Annotated in this window: 21 protein-coding genes; 9 read left to right on the top strand and 12 right to left on the bottom strand. The window is 71.9% G+C overall.

Annotated features, from left to right (window positions below; translation table 11 throughout):
- Positions 1-94 precede the first annotated feature (94 nt).
- Positions 95-424, top strand: coding sequence for a hypothetical protein (locus ACFI33_RS03470; protein WP_462623769.1), 330 nt, complete (start codon positions 95-97; stop codon positions 422-424).
- On the opposite strand, the gene ACFI33_RS03475 is transcribed toward ACFI33_RS03470, so the two are convergent.
- Positions 415-1,938 (bottom strand): glycosyltransferase family 87 protein, encoded by a 1,524-nt coding sequence (locus ACFI33_RS03475; RefSeq protein WP_127445923.1) that lies wholly within the window; start codon positions 1,936-1,938, stop codon positions 415-417. The two genes, ACFI33_RS03470 and ACFI33_RS03475, sit on opposite strands and share 10 nt — an antisense overlap.
- 169 nt (positions 1,939-2,107) lie before the next feature.
- On the opposite strand from ACFI33_RS03475, the gene ACFI33_RS03480 reads away from it, so the two are divergent.
- Positions 2,108-3,193 (top strand): inositol-3-phosphate synthase, encoded by a 1,086-nt coding sequence (locus ACFI33_RS03480; protein ID WP_127435535.1) that lies wholly within the window; start codon positions 2,108-2,110, stop codon positions 3,191-3,193.
- Between the two features lie 106 nt (positions 3,194-3,299).
- Here the strand turns inward: ACFI33_RS03480 and ACFI33_RS03485 are convergent, their stop codons facing one another.
- The 3 genes from ACFI33_RS03485 to ACFI33_RS03495 all read right to left on the bottom strand — a co-directional run bounded on the left by ACFI33_RS03485 (position 3,300) and on the right by ACFI33_RS03495 (position 7,385).
- Entirely contained in the window at positions 3,300-5,438 is a 2,139-nt protein-coding gene (locus ACFI33_RS03485; RefSeq protein WP_235188211.1) for an acyltransferase family protein, read from the bottom strand.
- 143 nt (positions 5,439-5,581) lie between these two features.
- The gene (locus tag ACFI33_RS03490) at positions 5,582-5,881 is read right to left on the bottom strand and encodes a DUF7218 family protein (RefSeq protein WP_115165600.1); all 300 of its coding nucleotides are present in this window, start codon (positions 5,879-5,881) and stop codon (positions 5,582-5,584) included.
- A gap of 52 nt (positions 5,882-5,933) precedes the next feature.
- The gene (locus ACFI33_RS03495) at positions 5,934-7,385 is read right to left on the bottom strand and encodes a CCA tRNA nucleotidyltransferase (RefSeq protein ID WP_127435323.1); all 1,452 of its coding nucleotides are present in this window, start codon (positions 7,383-7,385) and stop codon (positions 5,934-5,936) included.
- A 65-nt stretch (positions 7,386-7,450) separates the two neighbouring features.
- On the opposite strand from ACFI33_RS03495, the gene ACFI33_RS03500 reads away from it, so the two are divergent.
- The 5 genes from ACFI33_RS03500 (at position 7,451) to trxA (ending at position 13,713) form a co-directional block, all read left to right on the top strand.
- On the top strand, positions 7,451-8,062 hold the full coding sequence (locus ACFI33_RS03500; protein WP_041102508.1) for an NUDIX hydrolase: 612 nt from the start codon (positions 7,451-7,453) through the stop codon (positions 8,060-8,062).
- 46 nt (positions 8,063-8,108) lie between these two features.
- A complete protein-coding gene (murJ, locus tag ACFI33_RS03505) occupies positions 8,109-9,953 on the top strand; it encodes a murein biosynthesis integral membrane protein MurJ (RefSeq protein WP_002857806.1) in 1,845 nt (614 codons plus the stop codon).
- Positions 9,954-10,018: 65 nt separating this feature from the next.
- The gene (locus ACFI33_RS03510) at positions 10,019-12,142 is read left to right on the top strand and encodes a hypothetical protein (protein WP_462623766.1); all 2,124 of its coding nucleotides are present in this window, start codon (positions 10,019-10,021) and stop codon (positions 12,140-12,142) included.
- Positions 12,143-12,290: 148 nt separating this feature from the next.
- On the top strand, positions 12,291-13,292 hold the full coding sequence (gene trxB / locus ACFI33_RS03515; protein WP_101967584.1) for a thioredoxin-disulfide reductase: 1,002 nt from the start codon (positions 12,291-12,293) through the stop codon (positions 13,290-13,292).
- A gap of 31 nt (positions 13,293-13,323) precedes the next feature.
- Complete coding sequence (gene trxA, locus ACFI33_RS03520) at positions 13,324-13,713, top strand: thioredoxin (RefSeq protein ID WP_323662986.1); 390 nt, start codon at positions 13,324-13,326, stop codon at positions 13,711-13,713.
- Positions 13,714-13,830: 117 nt separating this feature from the next.
- Here the strand turns inward: trxA and ACFI33_RS03525 are convergent, their stop codons facing one another.
- From ACFI33_RS03525 to rpmH, 8 genes are all read right to left on the bottom strand, one after another.
- A complete protein-coding gene (locus ACFI33_RS03525; protein ID WP_095347379.1) occupies positions 13,831-15,153 on the bottom strand; it encodes a ParB/RepB/Spo0J family partition protein in 1,323 nt (440 codons plus the stop codon).
- A gap of 2,515 nt (positions 15,154-17,668) precedes the next feature.
- A complete protein-coding gene (locus ACFI33_RS03530; RefSeq protein ID WP_049145027.1) occupies positions 17,669-18,613 on the bottom strand; it encodes a ParA family protein in 945 nt (314 codons plus the stop codon).
- Between the two features lie 74 nt (positions 18,614-18,687).
- Complete coding sequence (rsmG, locus tag ACFI33_RS03535) at positions 18,688-19,416, bottom strand: 16S rRNA (guanine(527)-N(7))-methyltransferase RsmG (protein ID WP_127435143.1); 729 nt, start codon at positions 19,414-19,416, stop codon at positions 18,688-18,690.
- A complete protein-coding gene (locus tag ACFI33_RS03540) occupies positions 19,409-19,993 on the bottom strand; it encodes a Jag family protein (RefSeq protein ID WP_095347377.1) in 585 nt (194 codons plus the stop codon). The genes rsmG and ACFI33_RS03540 overlap by 8 nt, the downstream gene beginning before the upstream one ends.
- A 2-nt stretch (positions 19,994-19,995) precedes the next feature.
- Positions 19,996-20,994, bottom strand: coding sequence for a membrane protein insertase YidC (gene yidC / locus ACFI33_RS03545; RefSeq protein WP_049145020.1), 999 nt, complete (start codon positions 20,992-20,994; stop codon positions 19,996-19,998).
- 5 nt (positions 20,995-20,999) lie between these two features.
- Positions 21,000-21,368, bottom strand: a complete 369-nt coding sequence (gene yidD / locus ACFI33_RS03550) for a membrane protein insertion efficiency factor YidD (protein WP_002856440.1) — start codon at positions 21,366-21,368, stop codon at positions 21,000-21,002.
- Positions 21,369-21,767 carry a ribonuclease P protein component gene (rnpA, locus tag ACFI33_RS03555; protein ID WP_002856442.1) on the bottom strand — a complete coding sequence of 133 codons (399 nt, stop codon included), beginning with the start codon at positions 21,765-21,767 and terminating at the stop codon, positions 21,369-21,371.
- A 28-nt stretch (positions 21,768-21,795) separates the two neighbouring features.
- Positions 21,796-21,933 carry a 50S ribosomal protein L34 gene (gene rpmH / locus ACFI33_RS03560; protein WP_002856443.1) on the bottom strand — a complete coding sequence of 46 codons (138 nt, stop codon included), beginning with the start codon at positions 21,931-21,933 and terminating at the stop codon, positions 21,796-21,798.
- Positions 21,934-22,275: 342 nt separating this feature from the next.
- Between rpmH and dnaA the strand changes: the two genes are divergently transcribed.
- Both dnaA and dnaN read left to right on the top strand, forming a co-directional pair.
- Positions 22,276-23,823, top strand: coding sequence for a chromosomal replication initiator protein DnaA (gene dnaA, locus ACFI33_RS03565; protein ID WP_095347376.1), 1,548 nt, complete (start codon positions 22,276-22,278; stop codon positions 23,821-23,823).
- Positions 23,824-24,573: 750 nt separating this feature from the next.
- Positions 24,574-25,689, top strand: a complete 1,116-nt coding sequence (dnaN, locus tag ACFI33_RS03570; RefSeq protein WP_170747710.1) for a DNA polymerase III subunit beta — start codon at positions 24,574-24,576, stop codon at positions 25,687-25,689.
- Positions 25,690-25,700 lie beyond the last annotated feature (11 nt).

Genomic DNA, 25,700 nt, shown 5'->3' on the forward strand with positions numbered 1-25,700 from the left:
CCGCCCCCACCACCCCGTCCGACTACCCTGGCCCGCAAGCGGGCCCGCCGCATCGCCCGCCCCGTCAGCGCAGGAGGAGCCCGCCGTGGACATCATGATCGCCGTCGCCGTGGGGGTCTTCCTCCTGGTGGCGTGGACCGTGGGCGGCTGGGCCATCGTGCGGATGGGCTTCACCCGGGACGGGGACGCGGCCCGCGCCCCCGCCCACGACGACGGCGCCGCGCGTCCGGCGCACCCCGGCGCGGCCGCGGACCCGGCCACCGACCCCCACGTGATGTGGCGCGAGCAGATGAAGGCGGCCACGGCCGCCTCCGGGGCGCAGTGCGTCTGCCCGCCACCCCGCGAGGGCGGCGCCGCCGCGGCGGGGACGACCGCGCCGCCGTCGTCCCCGGACTGCCCGATCCACCGCTGGGACTACGCCTGAACCGCGGCCGGCCGGTCTGAGCGCCCCCGGGCCGGGCCGGCGTACGCGCCGGCGAGCGGGTCGGTGTCCGGGTGGCCGCCGTGGTCGCGCTTCACGAGGTCTTCTGCCGGGTGCAGCATCTCCCACACGACGCGCCCGCACAGCCACAGCAGCGCGAGCATGTGGGCGAGGATCGCGGCCACGTAGACGGAGTCGTCCATGGAGTGCTGCGGCGGGGTCTCGGCCACCCCCTTGGCCAGGTACATCCACACGGCGAAGAAGTGCAGCGCCTCCACCGTCTGCCACACCCAGAAGTCCCGCCAGCGCGGCAGGGCGAGCGCCAGGAGCGGGATCAGCCAGACCACGAACTGCGGTGAGTACACCTTGTTGGTGAGCACGAACGCCGCCACCACCAGGAACGTCAGCTGGGCCAGCCGCGGGGTGTGCCGCACCCGCACGCCGAGCACGAAGATCCCGAGGCAGCACACCGCGAAGGTGCCGTAGGCCAGCAGGGTCAGGGAGTCCTCCGGCACGAACGCCCACCCGGCCTGCGCGGCGGTCACGTCCCACGCGTGCCACACGCTGGACAGGCCCGGCCCGCGCTCGCCGGAGAAGGTGAAGAACACGGACCACGCCTGGACGTTCACGACCATGAGCGGCACGTTGACCGCCGCCCACGCCGCCACCGTGCCCCCGGCCGCGAGCAGGAACGGCCGCCACCGCCGCGAGCGCACCGCCAGGATCAGCAGCGGCCCCAGGATCAGCAGCGGATACAGCTTCATGGCCGCGCCGAGGCCGAACAGCACCCCCGCCGTCAGGGACCGGCCGCGCGACCACGCGTACATGCCGCACGCCAGCAGGGCCACGGCCCACAGGTCCCAGTTGATGGTGCCGGCCAGCACGATCCCCGGGGCCACGGCCACCATGAGCCCGTCCATCCACCGACGCCCCGCCATCCGGACGGTCAGCACCGCGACGACGGCCCACAGCACCACCACGAACCCGAGGTTCACGAGCCAGAACACCACCGTGCCCTGCTCCGGCGAGAACGGCAGCGCCTGCGTGATCCAGGCCGCCACCGAGCCCACGACGGACATCAGCACGGGGTACTCGAACGTGGAGCCCGCCCGGAACGGCGCCCACGGGTCCGCCGCGAACCCGCGCCCGCCGTAGAGCGCGGCCCAGTCCGAATAGCAGCCCGCGTAGTAGACGTCCGGGGCGCCCCAGCCGTGCAGCAGGCACGGCGACTTCTGCAGCACGGCCACGACGGCGGCCAGAGCCACCAGCAGCCCCGTCAGCGCCACGGGCCCGGCCCAGGAGCCGGTCCCCCGTCCGGGGCCGTTCGCCGCGAGGCCGCCGGCGAGCTGGAAGCGTCCGCCGCGCTCGCCGGGGGCGGGCAGGGTCCCGGACGGTGCGCTGTCAGCGGAACGCCCGGCGGGGGCGCCCGGGGCGGTCACGGCGTCGCTCGGGGCGCCGTCCGCGGCGTGAGTGGGCGGCTCGCTGGGGGTCGCGGCGTGCGCGGGGGCCGGTCTCATGCCCCCATCCTAGGAAGCCGCCCGGACACCGGACGGGCGGGGCCGCCGTCGTCGGTCGTAGACTGGCGTGGTTGATCCCCGGGTGAGCGCCCCGCCGAACGGTGTGGGCCCCCTGTGCGCGCCCCGCGTGCCCGCACCCGTTCCGGACAGTCGAGGAGAGAACCAGACCGTGGCCACCAATCCCATCCGCGTCGCCATCGCCGGCGTGGGCAACTGCGCAACATCCCTCATCCAGGGTGTGGAGTACTACCGCGAGGCGAAGGCCACGGACACGGTCCCGGGCCTGATGCACGTGCAGTTCGGCGACTACCACGTGTCCGACCTCGAGTTCGTGGCCGCGTTCGACGTGGACGCGAAGAAGGTCGGCCTGGACCTGTCCGAGGCCATCACCGCCTCCGAGAACAACACCATCAAGATCGCGGACGTGCCCCACGCGGACGTCACCGTCCAGCGCGGCCCCACCCTGGACGGCCTCGGCAAGTACTACGCCGAGACCATCGAGGAGTCGGACGCCGAGCCCGTGGACGTGGCGCAGGCCCTCCGCGACGCGAAGGCGGACGTGCTGGTCTGCTACCTGCCCGTCGGCTCGCAGCTGGCCACCGAGCACTACGCCCAGGCCGCGATCGACGCCGGCGTCGCGTTCGTGAACGCCCTGCCCGTGTTCATCGCCGGCACCCCGGAGTGGGCCGAGAAGTTCACCGCCGCGGGTGTGCCGATCGTGGGCGACGACATCAAGTCCCAGATCGGCGCCACCATCACCCACCGCGTGATGGCCAAGCTGTTCCAGGACCGCGGCGTCACCCTGGACCGCACCTACCAGCTCAACGTGGGCGGCAACATGGACTTCAAGAACATGCTCGAGCGCGAGCGCCTGGAGTCCAAGAAGATCTCCAAGACGCAGGCCGTCACCTCCAACACCTCCGCGCAGCTGGGCGAGAAGGACGTGCACATCGGCCCGTCCGACTACGTGGCCTGGCTCGACGACCGCAAGTGGGCGTTCGTGCGCCTCGAGGGCCGCAACTTCGGCGACGCCCCCGTCTCGCTCGAGTACAAGCTCGAGGTGTGGGACTCCCCCAACTCGGCCGGCGTGATCATCGACGCCGTGCGCGCCGCGAAGATCGCCCTGGACCGCGGCATCGGCGGGCCGATCCTCTCGGCCTCGTCCTACTTCATGAAGTCCCCGCCCGTGCAGCACAACGACGACGCGGCGCACGAGCTCGTGGAGGCCTTCATCCGCGGCGACATCGAGCGCTGACCCGCCCGGTCCCCGCGGACCGCGCACGACGCCGGCCCGTCACCTTCCCCGTGGAGGTGACGGGCCGGTGTCGTCGTGGGGGCGCGTGCCGCCCCGGCCACCGCGCTCAGCGCCGCGTGCCGAGCCGGTCCTCGATGGTGAGCCGGACGAGCTGGGCGTATATGGCCTGGCCGTCGGCGCGGGGGTGCACGCCGTCGGCGGAGAAGTCCGTGACGTGCTGCTTCGCCGCGGCGTCCCAGTCCGCCAGGACGATCCGGTCCGGGTGGGCCTTGGCCTGCGCCTCCATCTGCACCTGCACGTCCGCGATCCAGTCCATCGGGCCGTGCGGCACCACGAGCACGAGCAGCCGGTCCTCGCCGACGGCCGCCAGGATCTTCTCCCAGTCGCCCCGGTGGGTGGTGCCGTTGGCGCCCAGGGCCACCACGACGACGTCGCTCAGCTGGCCGTCCGCCTTGAGCTTCTCGATCTCGTCCGCGGCGTCCCAGATCTGGTAGCCCACCTCCGCCTCGAGCAGCATCCCCGGCAGCTGCTCCAGGAGCGTGGGCGCGGCCGAGAGCGAGACGGAGTCGCCGATCAGGGTGACGTCCGGGCCGAGCTCGGACGGCGGCAGGGCCGCGGTGAGCTGCTCCTTGGAGTACGTGGGGCGCGTGACAGCCGGGTCGCCGAGCCCGAGCCCGGACGGCTCGGCGGACGACCCGGGCGAGGACGTCGCACCGGCGGAGCCCTCCGCGTCCCCGGGGGCGGCCGAGCCGGGCGAGGCCGAGGCCGATGCCTCGGCCCGCTTCGACTGCTCCGCCGCCCGGGACTCGCGGGCCGCCTGCTGCGCCGCCTGGGCGGCCTTGAGGGACTCCTCCGCCTGGGCGATGTCCTGCTCGAGCTGGGTCTGCGCGGGCGAGTGCACCACGGCGGCCACGGCCGCCGCGGGGACGGCCACGAGCCCCAGCGCCGTGGCGGCGGCCGCGAGCCGGCCGATCGGCCCGGCCCCGCCCGTGAACGCCCGCCGAGCGGCTGCGCCCCAGCGACCGAAGGCACCCGTGAACCCCTCGTGGAGGATGGGCTCCTCGATCAGCCGGGTGCTCAGGTCGGCGATCAGGGCGGTCAGCAGCAGGATCGCGCCGGCGGCCACGGGCTCGACCCACCCGGGGGCGTCCACGGGCACCATCACGCGCATGATCACGAGCAGCGGCCAGTGCCACAGGTACGCGGCGTAGGAGCGGCGCCCCCACCAGCGCAGGAACCCGTTGCCCAGCGCGCGAGAGAGCGAGTCGCGCCGGTCGCCCTGCACCACGTGCCAGACGATGAACGCGACGACGGCGGACAGGCCCGCCAGCACTCCGCGGTACGTGCTCGCGTGGCCGCCGTCGACCAGGGCGAAGCCCGCCGCGAGCACCGCGACGGCGCCCCACGCGACGGCCACCCGCGTGGCCGAGGTCCGCGGCTCGGGGCCGCCGTGCTCGGGCCGGGGCACATGGGCCAGGCCGATCGCCACGCACGCGCCGAACAGCAGGCCGAAGGCGTGGGTGTCCGTGCCGAAGTAGAGGCGGGCCTGTTCGAACCCGTGCCACGAGCCCCAGGCCATCCACGCCGCGGAGGCCACGGCCGCGACCGCGACCGCGAGGATACGACGTCGGTCCGCCACCCGCCCCGAGTTCACCGTGCTGCGCGGCGGCCAGGTGAGCAGGAGCAGCCCCCAGAGGAGCAGGGGCCAGAGGATGTAGAACTGCTCCTCGATCGCCAGGGACCACAGGTGCTCGAACAGAGGCGGCGAGGCGCGGTTGAAGTAGTCCCCGCCCTCGAGGATCATCACCCAGTTGCTGGTGTAGGTCAGGGCGCCGAACCATTGGCGACCCAGGCCCGCGGGGAACTCGTCCACCGCCAGCCACGCGAGCGCGGTGGTGCCCACGAGCGCCATCAGCATGGCCGGGATGAGTCGTCGGACGCGCTTCATCCAGAAGGTGCCCAGCGCCACGCCCCGGCCCGCGTCCACACCACGGACCAGGCCGGTGGTGATGAGGAAGCCGGAGAGCACGAAGAACATGTCCACGCCCACGAACCCGCCGCGCAGGAACGTGGGCCAGGCGTGGAAGACGAGCACGGCGAGCACCGCGATCCCCCGCAGCCCGTCGAGGGCGGTCACCCGGCCGGGGCCGCGACTGACCCGCGTGCCGACCTTGACGGCGGGCACGCCGTCCTCGGGCGACAGGGCATGGCGGGGCACGGACGCGGTGCGCTGGTCGGAACTCACAGCGGTCGATCATCCCATCCGGACCTGGATGGGCCAAAGCCTCCGGCTATCCCCGCCCACCCCACCGGGTTGGGGGCGGTTTCCGGCGGTATTCCGCTCCCAAAGCACCGGTTTCCGCCCCGGAAGCGGGGGGCGGGCGCCGGTCAGTGGTCGCGCAGCGCCTCGATGAGCTCGTCCTTGGTCATGGTGGAGCGGCCCTCGATGTCGAGCTCGCGGGCCCGCTTCGCGAGCTCGTCCTTGGTCCAGTCCTCGTAGGAGCCGGCCTCGCCGCCGCGCTCGGCGACCTCGTCCCGGCCGTCCCGGGCGGAGGCGTTGGCGATCCGCGCGGCCTTCTCCTCGCTCGCGCCCTCGCGGCGCAGCGTCTCGTAGACCTCGGGGTCCTTGATGTTGGAGGTGCCGGGGCCCATGGGGGCGCCGTTCTTCTCGGTCTTCTTCTCAGCCATGCGGCCAGTGTGGTCCCGGCCCGACGACGGGTGGAAGGTCCGCCGCGCCGCCTCAGTCCTGCTGGGCCTCCGGCTGCTCGGCCCACCAGCGCCGCAGCTCCGCCTCGGCCTCGGCCGGCTCGTGCGGCCCCTCGTCCAGGCGCCACTCGAGCAGGTGGGTGTACGCCCGGCCCACCACCGGGCCCGGGCGGATCCCCAGCAGCGCCATGATCTGCTGCCCGTCCAGGTCCGGCCGCACAGCCGCGAGCTCCTCGGCCTCGGCGATCTCGGCGATGCGCCGCTCGAGGTCGTCGTACGCGTGGGCCAGCCGCTCGGCCTTGCGCCGGTTGCGGGTGGTCACGTCCGAGCGGGTCAGCGCGTGCAGGCGGGGCAGCAGATCGCCGGCGTCGTGCGCGTACCGGCGGACGGCGGAGTCGGTCCAGCCGGCCTCGCCGTAGCCGTAGAACCGCATGTGCAGCTCCACCAGACGGGCCACCGCCTTGATCGTGTCGTTGTCGAACTTCAGGGCACGCAGCCGCTTGCGGACGAGCTTGGCCCCCACGGTCTCGTGGTGCCGGAAGGTGACGGCCCCGCCCTTCTCGAAGCGGCGCGTGGCCGGCTTGCCGACGTCGTGCAGCAGCGCCGCCAGGCGCAGCACGGGGTCGGGGGTCGACGGCGCGTACTCACCCTCCAGCTCCATGGCCTGATCCAGCACGGTCAGGGAGTGGGCGTAGACGTCCTTGTGGCGGTGGTGCTCGTCCGACTCGAGCTGCAGGGCGGGCAGCTCGGGCAGGACGTGGTCGGCCAGGCCGGTGCGCACGAGCAGGTCGAGGCCGGCGCGCGGGTGCGCCCCGCAGACGAGCTTGACGAGCTCCTCGCGGACGCGTTCGGCGGAGACGATCGTGATCCGCTCGGCCATCGCGGCCATGGCCTCCTCCACCTCGGGGGCCACGGCGAAGCCGAGCTGGGAGGCGAACCGGGCGGCGCGCATCATGCGCAGCGGGTCGTCGGAGAAGGAGTCCTCGGGGGTGCCGGGGGTGCGCAGCACGCCGGCGTGCAGGTCCCGCATGCCGCCGAAGGGGTCCACGAGCTCGAGGGCGGGCAGGCGCAGGGCCATGGCGTTGACGGTGAAGTCGCGGCGCAGCAGGTCGTCCTCGAGGCTGTCGCCGAAGGCCACCTGCGGCTTGCGGCTGGCCGGGTCGTACTGCTCGGCCCGGTAGGTGGTGACCTCGAGCTGCCAGCCGGCCTTGCGGAAGCCGATAGTCCCGAACCGCCGTCCCACGTCCCACGTGGCGTCCGCCCAGCCGGCGCCCACGGCCTCGGACGCGTCCGGGTCGGCGTCCGTGGTGAAGTCCAGGTCCGGCGACGTCCGCCCCAGGAAGAGGTCGCGGACCGGGCCGCCCACCAGGGAGAGCTCGTGGCCGGCGGCCTCGAACCTCCGCCCCAGCTCCACGACGACGGCGGGCAGGGTGGCGTCCGCGGGGAAGCCGGGGGGCAGCGCGTGGGTGGCGGTGGTCAGATCCATGATGCCTACAAGGGTGCCAGACGGTCCCGGCACGGGCCCGCGCGGGCCGGGCTAGAGTTGACGGCATGACCCGCCCCGATCCCTCCGCGCACCGGGGCGCCCCCCTGCCCTCCGCGCTGGGGGCGTGGCGTCGCCGGCCGCAGCCGCCTCTGCGCCCCGTCACCCCGGCCCCCGCGGGACCCCGTTCCGCCGCTGCCGCCTCCCTGCCCACGGTGGAGGAGGTCTCCGCCGGCGGCGTCATCGTCCGCGAGCACGACGGCGGCCTCGAGGTGGCCGTGATCGCCCGCTACAACCGCGGTGGCCGGCTCGAGTGGTGCCTGCCCAAGGGCCATCCCGAGGGCGAGGAGGACCACCGGCAGGCGGCCGTGCGCGAGGTGGAGGAGGAGACCGGGATCGCCGGCCACATCCTCGAGCCGCTCGGCGCGATCGACTACTGGTTCACAGTCGCCCGGCACCGCGTCCACAAGACCGTGCACCACTTCCTGCTGCGCGCCACGGGCGGCGAGCTGACCACGGAGAACGACCCGGACCACGAGGCCGTGGACGTCGCATGGGTGCGCCTCGAGGACGTCGCGCGCCGCCTCTCCTTCGCCAACGAGCGCCGGATCGTCGACCTGGCCCGCCAGGTGGTCGACCAGCACTTCCCCCCGGGCGGTGCCCGGGGCCCCCGCCCCTGATCCACCGCCCCCGGCACGGGGCCTTCCGACCACGATTGGGTGACCCTTGAGCAGCAGACCCGCCCCGCGCCGAGCGCAGGACCCCGCCCACGCCGGCGTCGCCGACGAGGAGCCGACGACGACGGACCCCGCCCCCGCCACGGATCCGGCCGCCGTGGACCCCGCGGACGAGACCCCCGAGGGCGAGCGCCGCGCCGGCCGGTCCACCGCGATCATGGCCTCCGGCACGCTCCTCTCCCGCGTGCTGGGCCTCGTCCGTGCGACGCTGGTGACGGTGGCGATCGGCCTGTCCGCGGACATGGCCGACATCTTCGAGATCGCCAACTCCCTCCCGAACGTGATCTACCTGCTCCTGGTGGGCGGCGTGTTCAACGTCGTGCTCGTGCCGCAGCTGATCAAGCACGCCCGCGACGCCGACCGGGGCGCGGACTACACCTCCCGCCTGATGACGCTCGGCACGCTCGTGATGCTCGCCGGCACGGTGGTGGTCATGCTGGCGGCGGCCCCGCTCATGACGGCCCTGACCCGCGGCTGGTCGCCGGAGAAGCTCGAGATGGCCACCGTGTTCGCCCTGTGGTGTCTGCCCCAGGTGTTCTTCTACGGCATGTACGCGCTGGTGGGGCAGGTGCTCAATGCCAACGGGCGCTTCGGCGCCTACATGTGGGCGCCGGTGCTGAACAACGTCGTCGCGATCGGCGCGATCGTGCTGTACCTGGGCATGTTCGGGGCGTACCGGGCCGGGGACGACCTCGCCGGGTGGACGAGCGCACAGACGGTCGTGCTGGCCGGCGGCCACACCCTGGGCGTCGTGCTGCAGGCCGTGATCCTCTTCCTGCCGCTGCGCGGGCTCGGCCTGGGTCTGCGCCCGCGGTTTGGCTGGAAGGGCATCGGCCTGCGGGACACCGGCCGGATCGCCGGGTACACCCTGATCACGATGGTCGCCACGAACGTGGTGCTCCTGCTGTGCCAGCGGTACGTCACCTCCGCCACGGAGGCCCGCGACCGCGGCGAGCTGCGCATCCCCGGCACGGAGACCTGGAGCGCCGAGATGGCGCAGGCGGCCATCCCCGGTGTGGCCGCGTACAACATGGCGATGCTGATGGCCGTGCTGCCCCATTCGGTGTTCGTGCTCTCCCTGGCCACCGTGCTCTTCAACCGGCTGGCCCGCGCCATGGGCCGCCAGGACATGTCCGCGGTGCGACGCACGACGGCGCAGGGTCTGCGCGCGTTCACCGTGCCGCTGATGTTCTGCCTCGCCGGCGTGGTGGTCCTGGCGGGCCCCCTGGGCCGCGTCTTCGGCTCGACGGCCGAGACGGCGATGGTGGCCGGCGTCGCGGTGGGCTCGGTCCTGCTCGCGCTGGCGCTGTCCATCCCGTTCCGCTCGGGCTCCTTCTACCTGCTGCGCGTGTTCTACGCCGCCGAGGACGCCAAGGTGCCGATGGTGGTCCAGGTCAGCGGCTCGCTCCTGATGCTGCTGCTCTCGTGGGCGGGCGCGATGCTGCTGCCGCTGTGGTCCATGGCCCTGTGGGTCGCGGTCGCCTCGTCCGTCTCGTACGTGTACCAGTTCGTCCTGACCCATGTGCTCACCGTGCGCCGGTTCGGGGACTACGGCCTCGCATCCGTGCTGCGTGCCCACGTCCAGACCGGCCTGGCCGCGCTGGCCGCGGCGGCCGCGGGCGTCGTCGTCGTGTGGCTGCTGGGCGGGTACACCGGCGGGTTCGCGTGGAACTCCATCGGGACGGCGCTGCTTACGTGCGCGGTGGCGGCCGTGGCGATGGGTCCGGTGTACCTGATGGTGCTGCGGGCCATGCGGTTCCCCGAGCTGGACGACGCCCTCCGGCCGCTCGTCGCCCGCGTGCCGGCGCTGGGTCGTCTGCTGCGCGTCGGCTGATCTCTGGCCGCGACGGCCACGCCACGTATCATCGGATTCCGACCCCGTCGTCAGGAGAAGAGCCCGTGCCCCAGCCCATCGCCGTCGGCGCCGTCCTGGGCGGCCGCTATCGCATCACCCAGCACGTGGTGACGTCCGCGGACCAGGACATGGTGTTCCTGGGCACGGACCAGGTGCTCAACCGCCGCGTCACCGTGCTCGTGGCCTCACGTGAGAACGCCACGCAGGTGGCCTCGTCCGCGCGGGAGCTGGCCACGGGCGAGCGCACCGACGACGTGCAGGTGCTCGACCTGGGGCTGTCCGAGGGCCGCACGTACCTGATCGCAGGCGGGGACCCCGACCCGGACGTCCTGCTGGGTCTGGCGTACCCGCAGGAGCTGTACGTGGAGCCGTTCCAGACGGACAGCCTCGGCTCCGAGCTGTTCGGCGAGTCGCGGACCGGAGACCCCCACGCCTACGACGACGACGAGGCGTACTACACCGACCTCGACCGCCGGCTCCGCGCGGACGAGGACGAGGCCCAGCGTCGTCCCGGGTTCCTGAACCGCCTCTCCGAGCGCCTCGCCGAGCGGGTCCGTCCCTCCGACGGCACCGCGGCGAAGGCGGCCGCCGGGGCGTCGGCCCTGGCCGCGGCGGACGCCGCCACCCGGAAGCAGCAGGAGGAGCGCGAGCGGGCCGAGCGGGAGGCCGCCGAGCGGGCCGAGCGGGAGCGCAAGGAGGCTGAGGAGAGGGCCCGCGCCGAACGGGAGGCCGCGGAGCGGGCCGAGCGGGAGCGCAAGGAGGCCGCCGAGCGCGCAGAACGCGAGCGCCGGGAGGCGGAGGAGCGTGCCGAGGAGGAGCGCCGCGCCGAGGCCGAGCGCGCCCGTCGCCAGGCGGAGCAGGAGGCTGAGGATCGGGCCGCGCGCGAGCGAGAGGCCGAGCAGGCCCGGCTGGCCGCGGAGCGGGAGGAGGCCGAGCGCCGCGAGCTCGAGCGCCGGACCGAGGCCCGCCGTCGTGCCGAGGAGGAGCGGGCCCGGGAGGCCGAGCGGCGCGAGGCTGAGAAGCGCGCGGCCCAGGAACGCGAGGCCGCGGAGCGCGAAGCTGAGAGGCGCGAGGCCCAGGCGGGCACCGCCGCACTCCCGGCTGTCGCGGCGGGGGCCGCCGCCGCGCAGACCACCGACGCCGATGCCGACGGGGCCACGCCGCCCACCGAGCCCGTCGAGCCCGTGGCGGCCGAGAAGACCGACGCGCCGGAGCCGGTCGCCCCGGACACCGAGGCGATCCCCGTGCGGCGCCAGCGTCCCGTCCCCCGCCGAGCGATCGTGGCCGAGTCCGCGCCGCCCGTCCACGAGGAGTCCCGCAGCACGGCCGCGCCGGTGGCTGCCGGGGCCGGGGCCGCAACGGCGGCGGGTGCCGCGGCTGCCGGTTCGACGGCCGCCGCCGCGGCTCCGGATGTCCTGACCGCCCCGGCCACCACCGGGGGCGACGAGGGCGCCACGGTGGCCGACCCGGGCGACGGCAACGGCCGCACGCGCGGCGGCGGTCCGCTGGCCCTGCTCCTCATGCTCGGCCTGCTGGCCGCACTCGTCGTGGGCGGGGTGCTGCTGGCCCAGAACCTGCGCGGCGGGCCGACCCCGCAGGCCGCGGCCGCGTCGTCCGGGTCCGGGTCGTCCGAGTCCGCATCGGACACCCCGTCGCCGTCGGAGAGCACCAGCCCCTCCCCCACCCCGACCAGCGAGAGCGCCGCGGCCGCCCCGCAGCCCGTCCAGGCCCTGCGCTCGGTGCCGGACCTGCCGGAGCACGAGGCCGAGCACGACGCGGACCTGAGCAACCTCATCGACGGCGACCCCACCACCGTGTGGCGCACCTTCGCCTACGCACGGCCGAACTTCGGCGGCTATGTGGAGAGCATGAACCTCGTGGTCCAGCTCGAGGAGCGCACCGAGGTGAACGAGGTGACCCTGCAGAGCACGGGGGCCACCGGTGGCGCCTGGTTCGCCTACATCGCCGACTCCCCCGAGGGCGCGAACGCCCAGGAGATCGGCAACGGCACCTTCGACCAGGACACCGTCTCCATCCCCGTGCCGTTCGAGGGCACCGAGGCCGAGGCCGAGTACGTGATCGTCAGCCTCACCTCGCTGCCCCAGCTGGAGGGCACGACGTCGGACCTCCCGTTCGGCCTGCGCCTCGGCGAGATCGCCGTCCGCTGACCCCGCGCCCGGGCGACGGCGCGCCGGACCTTCCGGCCGCCGTCGCCGGACGTCGTCGCACCGCGGCCCCGGCACCGCGGAATACCCGCCCGTGGCTCCGCCGTTGTCCTGGAGGAGCGTCCACCACCCCGATCCACTGGAGGAACCCGTGGCCCCCACCGCCCAGGACCAGAGCGTCCACAACGTCGTGATCGTCGGATCCGGCCCCGCCGGATACACCGCGGCGATCTACACCGCCCGCGCCGAGCTCTCCCCGGTCCTGGTGGCCGGGGCGGTGACCGCGGGCGGCGAGCTGATGAACACCACCGAGGTGGAGAACTTCCCGGGCTTCCCGGAGGGTGTGCAGGGGCCCGAGCTGATGGCGAACCTCGAGGCCCAGGCCCGCCGGTTCAACACGGAGGTGGTCTACGACGACGTCGTGCAGGCCGACCTGACGTCGAACCCCAAGGTGCTCACGCTCGGCGACGGCACCCAGCTGCGCACCCACGCGGTCATCCTCACGACCGGCTCCGCCTACCGGAAGCTCGGCGTTCCCGGCGAGGAGCGCCTCTCCGGCCACGGCGTCAGCTGGTGCGCCACGTGCGACGGCTTCTTCTTCCGCGAGCAGGAGATCGCGGTCGTGGGCGGCGGCGACTCCGCCATGGAGGAGGCCCTGTTCCTCACGAAGTTCGCGTCCAAGGTGACCGTGCTGGTCCGCAAGGACGAGCTGCGCGCCTCCAAGGTGATGGCCCACCGGGCCATGGAGAACGAGAAGATCGAGTTCCGCTGGAACACCGAGGTCACGGAGGTGACGGGTGACGACAAGGTCAACACCCTCCGCCTGCGGGACACCCGCACCGGCGAGGCGTCCACGCTGGACGTGACCGGCCTGTTCGTCGCCATCGGCCAGGACCCGCGCACGGACCTGGTGCAGGGCCAGGTGGAGCTCACGGAGCACGGCACGATCCGCATCGACCATCCGTCCTCGCGGACCTCCCAGCCGGGCGTCTTCGCCGCCGGCGACGTCACGGACCACACCTACCGCCAGGCCATCACCGCCGCCGGCTCGGGCTGCGTGGCCGCCCAGGACGTGGAGCACTACCTCGCGACCGTGGCCGACGTGGAGGAGGCCGCGCCGGCCGGCCCGGAGTCGGACGCGAACCCGGCATGAGCCACTAACTCATGACCCCTGACGGAGCGTCATGAATCATGTCGATAACACCCCTGTCCACCCTCGTCAGACACAGAACAAACCCCAGGAGGCTGCCATGAGCACCATCACCGTCACCGACGCCGACTTCGACCAGAAGGTCCTCCAGTCCGAGCTGCCCGTCCTCGTGGACTTCTGGGCCGAGTGGTGCGGCCCGTGCCGCATGCTCGGGCCCGTCCTGGAGGACATGGCCGTGGAGCACGAGGGCAAGGCCGTGATCGCCAAGCTCAACGTGGACGAGAACCCGGCCATCGCCGCGCGTTACGGCGTCACCTCCATCCCGCTCGTCGTGGGCTTCCAGAACGGCGAGAAGGTCGCCGAGTCCGTGGGCGCCAAGCCCAAGGCCGCGCTGGAGAAGGAGTTCTCGGCCCTGCTCGGCTGAGCCCCTCCCCCACTCACCACGACGGCCCCGTCACCCCAGAGGGTGACGGGGCCGTCGTGCGTTGATCTTCAGGACCAGCGGCGGGTGCCCGTGGACGCCGTCCGCGGGAACTCCGGATCAGGACTTCTTGCCCTTCCCCTTGCCGTCCTGACCGCCCTGGATGAGGTCCATGATGCGGTTCAGGTCCTCCACGGTGGTGAAGTCGATGGCGATGCGGCCCTTGCGCGCGCCGAGGGTGATCTTCACGGCGGTGTCCAGGCGGCTGGTGAGCGCGGTGGCGTAGTGGTCCAGGCGCTCGTGGCGGGCGTCGTCCGTGCTGCGCCGCGGCGTGCGGCCCGGCCGGAGCCCGCCCTGCAGCTGCGCGACCGCCTCCTCCGTGGACCGGACGGACAAGCCCTCCGACTGGATCCGCTGCGCCAGACGCTCCATGTCCGACGGGTCCGTGAGACCGAGCAGCGCACGCGCATGGCCGGCCGAGAGCGTGCCGGCGGCCACGCGGCGCTGCACGAGGGGCGGCAGCTTGAGCAGCCGCAGCGTGTTGGAGATCTGCGGACGAGAGCGGCCGATGCGCTGGGACAGTTCCTCCTGCGTGCAGGCGAAGTCCTCCATGAGCTGCTGGTAGGCGGCGGCCTCTTCGAGCGGGTTCAGCTGGGAGCGGTGCAGGTTCTCCAGCAGAGCATCCCGCAGGAGGTCCTGGTCCGGGGTCTGGCGGACGATCGCCGGGATGGTGTCCAGGCCGGCCTTCTGGGTGGCGCGCCACCGGCGCTCGCCCATGATCAGCTCATAGGGGGTGGGGCCGTCCACCTCGCGCACGACGATCGGCTGCAGGATGCCGACCTCGCGGATCGAGGTGACCAGTTCCGCCATGTGGTCCTCGTCGAACACCTCACGCGGCTGCCGCGGGTTGGGGTGGATGTCCCCCACCGGGATCTCCCGCAGGACCGCGATGTCCGCGGACACGGTCCCCTCGGTCGCGGCGGACTCAACGCTCGAGTCCCCCGGTTCCTTCCTCGACGACGTCGCGGAGGTGGCACGCTTGCTGGGCGCCTTCACCGTCGGCATGGCCGGACGCCCCTTGGTCGGCCGCGCCGCGGGTGCATCCTCGGACTCTGCGGAGAAGAACACGTCGACGGGACGCTGCGCGGGTCGCGAGGCACGCTTCGACGAGGTGGTCCCTGCCTTCGTGGCGGACGCGGCGTTCCGGCCAGTTGTGGACGTTGATTTCGTGACCTGAGCGGTGCGGCCCGTGGTCTTTTGCTGGGAGGCCGACGGGACCGGCTCGCCGGACTCCCCCGGCGTCTCGGTCTTCGGGCCGCTCTTCGCCGGCGTCGGAGAGTCCTCCGGGGAGGGTGCCTCGGCGTTCTCTTCCGGGGCTTCTACAGTGCTCTGGATCAGGGCGCCGAGGCCTCGCCCCAGGCCTCCTCGACGGCTCGTCTTCAACGGGTCCTCCTGCAGTGAGTGGGTCTGCGATCAGTGTAGGTGAGCGGCCTGGTCTCGATGATCCTGGGCGACGTGAGGACACCCCGCACGTTGTGCTGGCCCCGACTGCCGGTGGCCACGCGAGGGCCTGAGCTGCAAGGGGTGCGGTGATATTCGGGTCTCGGTTCTGGCATGCACGTCCGTGATTGGACTCGGACGACGGGGGGGTGGGCGCGCGGGTGGACGCCTGCCGCGAGCGTGAGTGTTTCACGTGGAACACTCCGAGTTGGAGCGCTCCAGGAGGGTTGCCGCTGCAATCATCAGAACCCTCACATGCATCCCGTAGGGTCCACTCGTTTCACATGAAACGCGATCCCTAAGCTGGCGAGTGGGCGATTGTCGAATCGCAGATATACCGGCTTGTGTTCTCGGTGTACCGGTACCGATCAACCTTCCGTGCGGACGGTACTCAGTCTGCCGGCCACCCGCATCATGCTGCGGATCGTCGAATCGAAAGTGGCGGACCAGGATCGAAACGCCGCTCCACTCCCCGCGGTGTGGTGTGGACACTCGAATCGCCGAACGGCCGTGCTCGGACTTCTCGTCGTTTTGTGTTCAGTGCTTCCTCACCCCCGCGCGGCTCACGAATCGAACGTTGCGTCGGTGACCGTGTTTCACGTGAAACACGAATGAGTCTGTCGCAGAGAACACGGACGGGGGCCCGATGGTTGTCGTGGTTGCTCCTCACGAACCAGTGCCTCCTTGTCGTGTCGTTCTCTGTCACCCCATTGGCGGCATTGATGGTGTGTTCCATGGATAACCTGAAGTGGTTATCTCACGGTACGGCCCCTTCGCCCGAGGCTCGTTTCACGTGAAACGTCCCGTTCGAAGATTCGACCGTGCACTGGTGCCACGGAAGTCCGCCCACGAGCGGGTTGCATTCAGATGCCGGCGTCCATAGGGGCGTGAGATGCGTTCGAGGTTCAGACTCCTCGCGTTGCTGACGTTGTGACCCGGGCGCGTCGAGCGCCGGACGTCGGTCGTTCGGTTTCACGTGAAACGTGGCGGCGTACTGGACGCGAACGCCGGGTCGCGGGTCCCATGTCGCGCGGCTTGCACCGACTTGTGCCGTTGACCGTACTGTTCGATGCAGTCGCTGCCGTCAGCAGCGGCCGTACAGTCATATGGCAGGCCCTTCCGCCCGACAGACCGGACCCATTCCTCCCGTCTGCCCATTCCGCCCATTAAGGTTCACGTCCGACTCGTGTGGAACCGGGTCTTCACCCGTCCGTCCGCACGCGGCTCCCTCCAGGGATCGACGCTAGACCTACGCGCGAGCATCGTGTTTCACGTGAAACCCCCGGCCACCACCTGAGTGATCGACGTCCTGCTTCCACGTCGTTGCAGGGGTCAGAACCGTGCGGCCTGACCGTCCCGCACTGAGCTGATGCGGGTTTCCCGGGGGAGGGGACCCAGGCTGACTCAGCATTCCCCCTGCCGACCCCGTACCTAGCCGTCGGGCCACGCTGGGGATTCGCCAGACCAACCAGCGCCATGGTGGCACCCACGGCCACCTACCCACGACGTCCCCTTGTCCACAGATCTTGTCCACATATCAACATCGACGATAGCCGCTAACCACTGCTGACTCCGCAAAGTGCCAGCTCACATGCGTGTCTCTGTATACATTGGGGGCGTGCGGCCGCCCCTCTTCGCCGGAGTCTCTCCTACTCCGCACACAGGAATGCACAATAGAACTGTCCTTCTGGCGCCGCCGTTCGGCCCCTCCAACTCAGACGAATCACAGCAGCCCACCATCGCCGCTGACGTCTGCTCTCGCACACGCTGACGGCAGACCGGCCGCGCGCCTCGCGGCGACACCACGGCTCGTGCTCCGCTCTGGCCCCGATTCCCTGCACGTCACCGACGGCGAGGAGGTCTGACCGTGGGGGAGAGGGGGCACCCACTCACAGCACCCGGCCTGCTCGCTGGCTGCATCCTCGAGGCTGCAGCGCACCCGGGTGAAGGAGGAGGGACGGACCATACCCTGCACGGCCGCGCCCGGCGGCCAGGACGTTCCCCACGCGTCGCGCAGCCCTCGCGGAGCACTTCAACGCAGCGTGCACCGCCGGCCCTCACAGCCGCCGTTGCCGCCCCGCCGCCATGCCGTTCACCCCGTGAGTTCGTGCGTCGCCGCCCGCGGCTCCACCCAGGCCTCGCGACAGGTGCGCCTGGCCGGCGGCGGAGGGGCCGGCCCAGGAGAGGAGACGGGAGCGTGTCAGACGGAGGCGGTCGACCACGGACACCCCTCCCCGTCGTCCCGCCGAGGCGGCACCACGCTCGCCCCACGGAGACCGTCGTTTCACGTGAAACACGAACTTTCGACATGCCCAGCGATTCCGCTTGTCTTACCATCCCACATCTTTGGGGGCCGCAATCACTCACGACGAAACCCGCCGGGGGATCACTCCCTCCGGCGGGCTTCGTCGTCGTCAGCAGCGCAGCCCGGCGACGACCGCAGCAGACCGCCTGCGCGTCAGCCCTTCACGGCCGGCGCACCGCGGCCGGCGATCTCCGCGGCCGCCTCCCGGTACGCCACGGCGCCGGCCGAGGCCGGGTCGTAAGTCAGCACCGTCTGCTGATAGCTGGGGGCCTCGGAGATGCGGACGTTGCGGGGGATCGCGGTGTTCAGCAGCTGCTCCGGGAAGTGCGTCCGGACCTCCTCCGCCACCTGCACGGCGAGGTTGGTCCGCGCGTCGAACATCGTCAGCAGGATGGTGCTCACCTGGAGGCGCGGGTTCAGGTGTTTCTGGATCATCTGCACGTTCTTGAGCAGCTGGGAGAGGCCCTCGAGGGCGTAGTACTCGGCCTGGATCGGGATGAGCACCTCCTCAGCCGCCACGAACGCGTTGACCGTCAGCAGGCCCAGGGATGGCGGGCAGTCGATGAACACGTAGTCCAGCCGCTCCTGGCCGTCCTCCTCGCGCCAGGCGGTGTACGCCTCCAGCGCCCGAGACAGTCGCTGTTCGCGGGCCACCAGCGAGACCAGCTCGATCTCGGCACCGGCCAGGTCGATCGTCGCGGGCACCACCTGCAGGCCGTCCACGTCCGGGGCGTCCTGCACGACGTCCTGGATCTCCATCTCGCCCAGGAGCACGTCGTACACGGAGGCGACGTCTCCGGTGTGGGGGATGTTCAGCGCGGTGGACGCATTGCCCTGCGGGTCGATGTCCACCACCATCACCCGCATGCCCGCGCGGGCGAGGGCCGCGGCCAGGTTGACCGTCGTCGTCGTCTTGCCGACGCCGCCCTTCTGGTTGGACGTCGTGAACACGCGGGTGCGGTCGGGGCGCGTCAGACGGCGACGCTGGAGCCGCGCGGGCTCCTCGGCGTCGGCGCCGCCCTTCTCGGCGGTCCGGCCGGTCCACTTCTGGCGCAGGGCCCTCCAGGCCCCACCCCGGCTCTCCTGCTCCTGCGCCATGCGGCTCTACCTCCTGGGTCGCGGGTGTGCGGATCTGCTGCCGCCCGGCCCGTCCCGTCCCGGTGGGGGAGGGGTCAGCGGGGACGCGCGCTGACGCGCACGACGGTGGTGGTCTCGGGCAGCAGGCCCTCGCCCACCGTGAGGATCTCGGGCTCGGCACCACCATACTTGCGCAGGACCTTGCGGGCGGCGGCGATCTCGTCGGCCGCGGAGCGGCCCTTGATGGCCAGCAGCTCCCCGGCGCCCTGCAGCATCGGCATGGTCAGCGGCACGAGGGTCTTCAGCGCGGACACGGCGCGGGCGGTCACGACGTCGACGTCGAGGTTCCCGGAGACCTGCTCGGCGCGGCCGCGGATCACGTCCACGTTCTCCAGGCCGAGGTCGGCGACCACCATGTCCAGCCACTCCACGCGCCGCTCGAGCGGCTCGATGAGCAGGAACTGGCAGTCGGGGCGCGCGAGCGCGAGGCACAGGCCGCCGGGCAGGCCCGCGCCGGAGCCGACGTCGGCCACGAGCGCGCCCTGCGGGAGGAGCTCCTCGACCACGGCGCAGTTCAGGACGTGGCGCTCCCAGAGACGGGGCGCCTCGCGCGGGCCGATCAGGCCCCACTCGATGCCGGTGTCCGCCAGGTGGGCCACGTACGCCTCGGCCCGGGGGAGTGCCTCGCCGAACAGCTCGACGGCGGCCGGCCGCAGCGCATCGGTCAGCGGCGGTGCTGACTGCCCCACGGGCGCGGGGCGCTCGCCCCGGTCCTGTGGATCCAGCCCGGGGCGCCGCTCGTAGGCCGAACCCTGCTCAGTCATCGGCGGAGATGACCACGTGCCGGCGGGCGCCCTCGCCCTCCGACTCGGAGGTCAGGCCGGCGTCCGCGACGACGTCGTGGACGATCTTGCGCTCGTACGCGCCCATGGGCTCGAGGTGCACGGAACCCTCGCCGGCGCGGACGCGCTCGACGGCCGCCTGGGCGGCGGTGCGCAGGGCGACGTTGCGGCGCTCCCGGTGCCCGCAGACGTCCAGGATCAGCCGGGAGCGGTGCCCGGTGGCGGCGAGCACGGCCAGCCGGACGAGCTCCTGCAGGGCCTCCAGGGTGCGGCCGTCGGGGCCGACGAGGCCGTCCAGGCGCTCGTCGTGGTCCTCGGAGACGACGGACACGTACGTGCGCCCGTCGCGGACCTCGATGTCGATGTCCCCGTCCAGGTCCGCGATGTCGAGCAGCTCCTCGACGTAGTCCGCGGCGACGTCGCCCTCCTGCTCGAGGCGGCGCACCGCCTCCGAGACGGCGGCATCGTCCTGCTCCGCGACGCGAGAGCCCTGGCCCGCGGGGGTCTCGACGACGGCGTCCTCGGCCTCGGGGGCCGGGGTCACGTTCTCGGCGGACATGCTCACTTCCTCCTGCGGTTCTTGCGCTGGGGCTGGACGCGCTGACCCGACTGGCGGACGACCTCACCGTTCAGCACGGCACCGCCGCGGCCCGCCTGGGTGTGCGCGGACGAGGGCGTGGCCTCGGCGTTCGACACCTTCTGGCCCACGGGGGGCAGGCCCTTGGCGGCGCGGCGCTCGTTGAGCTCCTTCTCGGCGAGGGAGCCCGGGGTCGGGTTGTTGCGGATGATCCACCACTGCTGGCCGACGGCCCAGAAGTTGGAGTAGGTCCAGTACAGGAGCACGCCGATGGGGAAGTTGATGCCGCCGATGCCGAAGATCAGGGGCATGGCGTAGAGCATGATCTGCTGCGTCTGCATCATCGGGCCGGAGAGGGCCTGCTGCGTCATGTTCTTCGTCATGAGCATCTTCTGCATGAAGAACATCGAGCCCGACATCAGCAGGATCAGCACGATCGCCGTGACGATCACGGGCGTGCTGCCCGGCGCGCCGAGCGAGTTCATGAAGGTGTCCGACATGCGGGCGCCGAAGATCGTGGAGCCCTCGAAGGAGCGGATCTGGTCCGCGGACAGGGCGTCCATGGCCTCGCCGCGCTCGGCCGCGCCGCGGGCGCCGATCAGCACCTGGTACAGCGCGAAGAAGAACGGCATCTGGATCAGCAGCGGCAGGCAGGCGGCGAACGGGTTCGCCTTGTGCTCCTTCATGAGCGCCTGCTGCTCCATGGCCATGGCCTGGCGGGAGAGCTGGTCCTTCTTGCCCTTGTACTTGGCCTGCAGCTTCTGCAGCTCGGGCTGGATGGCCTGCATGGCGCGCTGCGCCTTGATCTGCTTGACGAACAGCGGGATCAGCAGGGTGCGGATGAGCACCACCAGCAGGAGGATGGACAGGGCCCACGTCCAGCCGGAGTCCGCGGGCAGGCCCGCAAACTCCAGGATGCTGTGGAACGCCCCGAGCAGCCAGGACATCAGCCAGCGGAACGGGGAGAGGATGGCTTCGAACATGGGGGTCAATCCTCCTGCGGGAGATCAGGTGGGATGGGAGGGTGGTTCAGGGCGAGGATGCGCGGCTGCCGGCCCGGCGGCCAGCGTCGGTGCCCGGGCGGGACCGGGTCCACGCCGCCGTCGTTCCAGGGATGGCACCGGCCGATGCGCCGCGCGGCGAGCCACGACCCCTTCACCGCGCCGTGCACGTGCACGGCCTCCAGCCCGTAGGCGGAGCAGCTGGGGAAGAACCGGCACACGGGTCCGTACAGCGGGGAGACCACGGCCCGATAGACCGTGAGCAGGCCCGCCAGCAGGGCGGACGGCAGCGCGCGCAGCGGCCCCCACTCACGGGAGGGCTCGAGCACGACGAAGGGCGAGGGCGTGACGGTCATCTACGCGTGCTCCGAGGCGGCGGGCAGGTGCGGCTTCAGGGCCTTGCCGAGCGCGCCGACGGTCTCGCGGCGCAGCAGCGCGTAGTCCGCCTCGGCGGCGGCCGGCAGCGCGCGGACCTGCACCAGAACCGGCAGGTCGCGCAGCGGGGGCAGGCGCATCTGATCCGCGACGACGGCGCGCAGCCGCCGCTTCACCCGGTTGCGGGTCACCGCGTTCCCCACGGCCTTGGACACGACGAACCCGGCCCGCGGCCGAGGGGCGCTCGGCGACGTGGACCGGGTCTGATCGGGGTCCGTGGCGACGCTCACCACGACGGTGCGCCGACCCGCGCGGGTGCCGGTGCGACCGAGGTGACGGAACTCCGCGGGCGTGCGGACGCGACGGTCACGGGGCAGCACGGGGCGCGCCGTCCCTGGACCGAGGTCCTCAGGCGGACAGCTCGGCGCGGTTCTTGCCGCGGCGAGCGGACAGGATGGCGCGGCCGGCGCGGGTGCGCATGCGGGCACGGAAGCCGTGCTTGCGGGCACGACGGCGGTTGTTGGGCTGGAACGTGCGCTTGGTCACTGTGATCTCTCCACGACGTGTTGTGTGCCTTCGACCGTCGACCTGAGCAGGTGGACCAGGGGGAAGGACCGGTGAGGCTCTGACATGAAATCCCCGGCGGGCACGATCAACCAACACCCGGGGGACCAGACAACTCTAGTGGCCGGGGTACGCAGGGGTCAAACGGGTGCGCGCGGATCCCGGACGCCCGTGGGCGCCCGGGACGGTCGTCCACAGGATGATAGGGGTTGTCCACCGTCTGTGCACAACCCTGTGGACAACCGTTAGACTCCGAGCACCGTCGTCCGTCTCGCGCAGCCGCCCCCGTCCTCGGGGACGTCTGTCCCAGGAAAGGAAGCCTCCGTGGTGGCAGACCAGGCCGTGCTCAGCTCGTGGCGCTCCGTCGTGGGCTCCCTCGAGGACGACGCGCGGGTCAGCGCCCGCCTCATGGGCTTCGTCTACCTGGCCCAGCCGCAGGGCCTCATCGGCAACACGCTCCTGCTGGCCGTGCCGAACGAGACCACCCGCGAGACCCTCCAGGGCACCCAGGTGGCCGACGCCCTCACGGACGCCCTGACCCAGGAGTTCCGCGAGGAGATCCTGCTGGCCATCTCGATCGATGCGAACCTGCAGCCGCCGCGGACCCCCTCCTCCGAGGCCCGCCGCTCCTCCCTCGCCGGCGGGCCGTCCGACGCCGCGGCGCCGGACGTCGAGCTGCCCCCGGCCGCGACCGCCGCCACCTCCCGCCGCGCCGTCGCCGAGGAGCTGCCGGGCTTCCGCATCGAGCCGCCGGCCGACGTCGTGCCCGCCGCGAACGCGGCCCCGAGCGGGAACGGCAAGCCGACTCCCGCGCCGCCGTCGACGTCCGCGGAGACCAGCCGCCTCAACGACCGCTACCACTTCGAGACGTTCGTGATTGGCTCGTCCAACCGGTTCGCGCACGCCGCCGCGAACGCGGTGGCCGAGGCGCCGGCGAAGGCGTACAACCCGCTGTTCATCTACGGCGAGTCCGGCCTGGGCAAGACGCACCTACTGCACGCGATCGGGCACTACGCCCGCCGCCTCTACCCGGGCCTGCGGGTGCGGTACGTGAACTCGGAGGAGTTCACCAACGACTTCATCAACTCCATCCGCCACGACGAGGGCGCCTCGTTCAAGCAGGTCTACCGCAACGTGGACATCCTGCTGATCGACGACATCCAGTTCCTGGCGGACAAGGAGGCGACGGTCGAGGAGTTCTTCCACACCTTCAACACGCTCTACAACAACAACAAGCAGGTGGTCATCACCTCGGACCTGCCGCCCAAGCAGCTCTCCGGGTTCGAGGACCGGCTGCGCTCCCGCTTCGAGTGGGGGCTGATCACGGACATCCAGCCGCCGGACCTCGAGACGCGCATCGCGATCCTCCGGAAGAAGGCGGAGGCCGAGGGGCTCGTGGCCCCGCCGGAGGCGCTGGAGTACATCGCCTCGCGCATCTCCACGAACATCCGCGAGCTCGAGGGCGCGCTGATCCGCGTGACCGCGTTCGCCTCGCTCAACCGGCAGACCGTGGACATCGAGCTGGCCGAGCATGTGCTCAAGGACCTGATCACGGACGAGACGGCGCACGAGATCACCCCGGAGCTGATCCTGCACGCCACGGGGGAGTACTTCAATCTCACCCTCGAGGAGCTGACCAGCAAGTCCCGCACCCGCACGCTGGTGACGGCGCGGCAGATCGCCATGTACCTGCTGCGCGAGCTGACCGAGATGTCCCTGCCCAAGATCGGCCAGGTCCTGGGCGGCCGCGACCACACCACCGTCATCCACGCGGACCGCAAGATCCGCGAGCTGATGGCCGAGCGGCGGACGATCTACAACCAGGTCACCGAGCTCACCAACGAGATCAAGCGGAAGCAGCGCGGCGCCTGAGCCACCCGCTGTCCCACCCTCGAGTCCCGGTTCGAACCTTCGACCGGGACTCGAGCCTTCTTCCACATTGTCCACCGGTGTGGACAACTCTGTGGAGAACCCCCGGTGCTGTGGACAACCTCCGCCCCTGTGGATGGCGGAATCAGGCCGCTCACGCCGCGTCCACACCCCTGGGGACGACGACGGTGCACAGGCTGGTGAATCACACGGGTGTCATTCGATGGTCCACACGTATCCACAGATCTCCACAGCCGAAAACCGCATGATCTCGCGGATTTCGACGGGTGTGGACGTGCCCTGTGGACAGGAATGTGGACAACTGGGGGGTGGATCCGGGGACGAGTCTGGACAACTCCGGTCGGGCCTGTGCAGAGCGGGGGAGGGCCTCCGGGGCTCGTCCACACCGGATGCACACCCCGAACGAGCGGGCGTCCACACGGTTCCCCCAGCCGAATCCGCATGGTGACGCGGCAGAACGGCGTTCTCCACAGGATCCACACCCGCTACCACTCCTTCTGATCCCCCTGGAGAGATCCCGCCAAGCAACATCATCTCCGCCGCCCCTCACCGAGCTGAGCGCCTCGAGGGCCCGGGCTGCGCCCGGGCGCCCGAGATCCGTGGAATCACACCGCTGTCATTCGTCGGCGACCTGACACCCGCCGCGCGGACCGCCTATGCTGAGGCCCGCGTGTCGCCGTTCCCCCCGGGCCCGCAACCCCCGTCATCACCCCCAGAGAGGCAGTGCAGCTCGTGAAGTTCACCGTCGAACGCGACATCCTCACCGACGCCGTCTCCTGGGCCGCACGCTCCCTGTCCCCGCGCCCGCCGGTGCCGGTGCTCTCGGGCCTGCTGATCACGGCCGAGGCCGGCGTCGTGTCCATCGCGAGCTTCGACTACGAGACCTCCGCGCGCCTGGAGATCGAGGCCGACGTCGAGACCGCGGGCCAGGTGCTCGTCTCCGGCCGCCTGCTGAACGACATCGTCCGCTCCCTGCCGCAGGCCCAGGTCACGGTGGAGCTCGACGGCGGCAAGGTGCTCGTCACCTGCCGCTCCTCCCGCTTCGCCCTGGCCACGATGCCCGTGGGCGACTACCCGGCCCTGCCCGAGCTGCCGGCCCCCGCGGGCACCGTGGACGGCGCCGCGTTCGCCCACGCCGTCGCCCAGGTCACCGTCGCCGCCTCCAAGGACGACACCCTGCCGATCCTCACCGCCGTGAAGGTGGAGATCGAGGGCGACACCATGACCTTCCTGGCCACGGACCGCTACCGGCTGGCCATGAAGGAGATCCGCTGGACCCCGGCGGACCCGTCCCTCTCGACGTCGCTGCTCATCAAGGCGCGCACGCTCACCGAGGTCGCCAAGTCCCTCGGCTCCGGCGGCGACCTGGAGATCCTCCTCGGTCAGACCGCCGACCTCGTGGGCTTCGCCTCCGGTGGCCGCCGCACCACCTCCGTGCTCGTGGACGGCGAGTACCCCAAGATCCGCTCGCTCTTCCCCGAGTCCAGCCCCATCCAGGCCGTGGTGGACACCGCCGCCCTGGTCGAGGCGTCCCGCCGCGTCGCCCTCGTGGCCGAGCGCAACACCGCCCTGCGCATGGTGTTCACGGAGGGCCAGGTCACCCTGGACGCCGGCACCGGCGATGACGCGAGCGCCAACGAGTCCGTGCCGTGCACGCTCGAGGGCGAGGACATCACCGTGGCGTTCAACCCGTCCTACCTCTCCGAGGGCCTGGCCGTGGTGGACCAGCCGCAGGTGCGCTTCGCCTTCACGTCCGCGCCCAAGCCCGCCCTGCTCACCGGCGTGAACCAGGAGGACGGCGTCGTCTCCGACTACCGCTACCTCGTGATGCCGGTGCGCATCGCCTGACGCAGGGGGCC

The sequence above is a fragment of the Micrococcus sp. PSi08 genome, assembly GCF_054960655.1.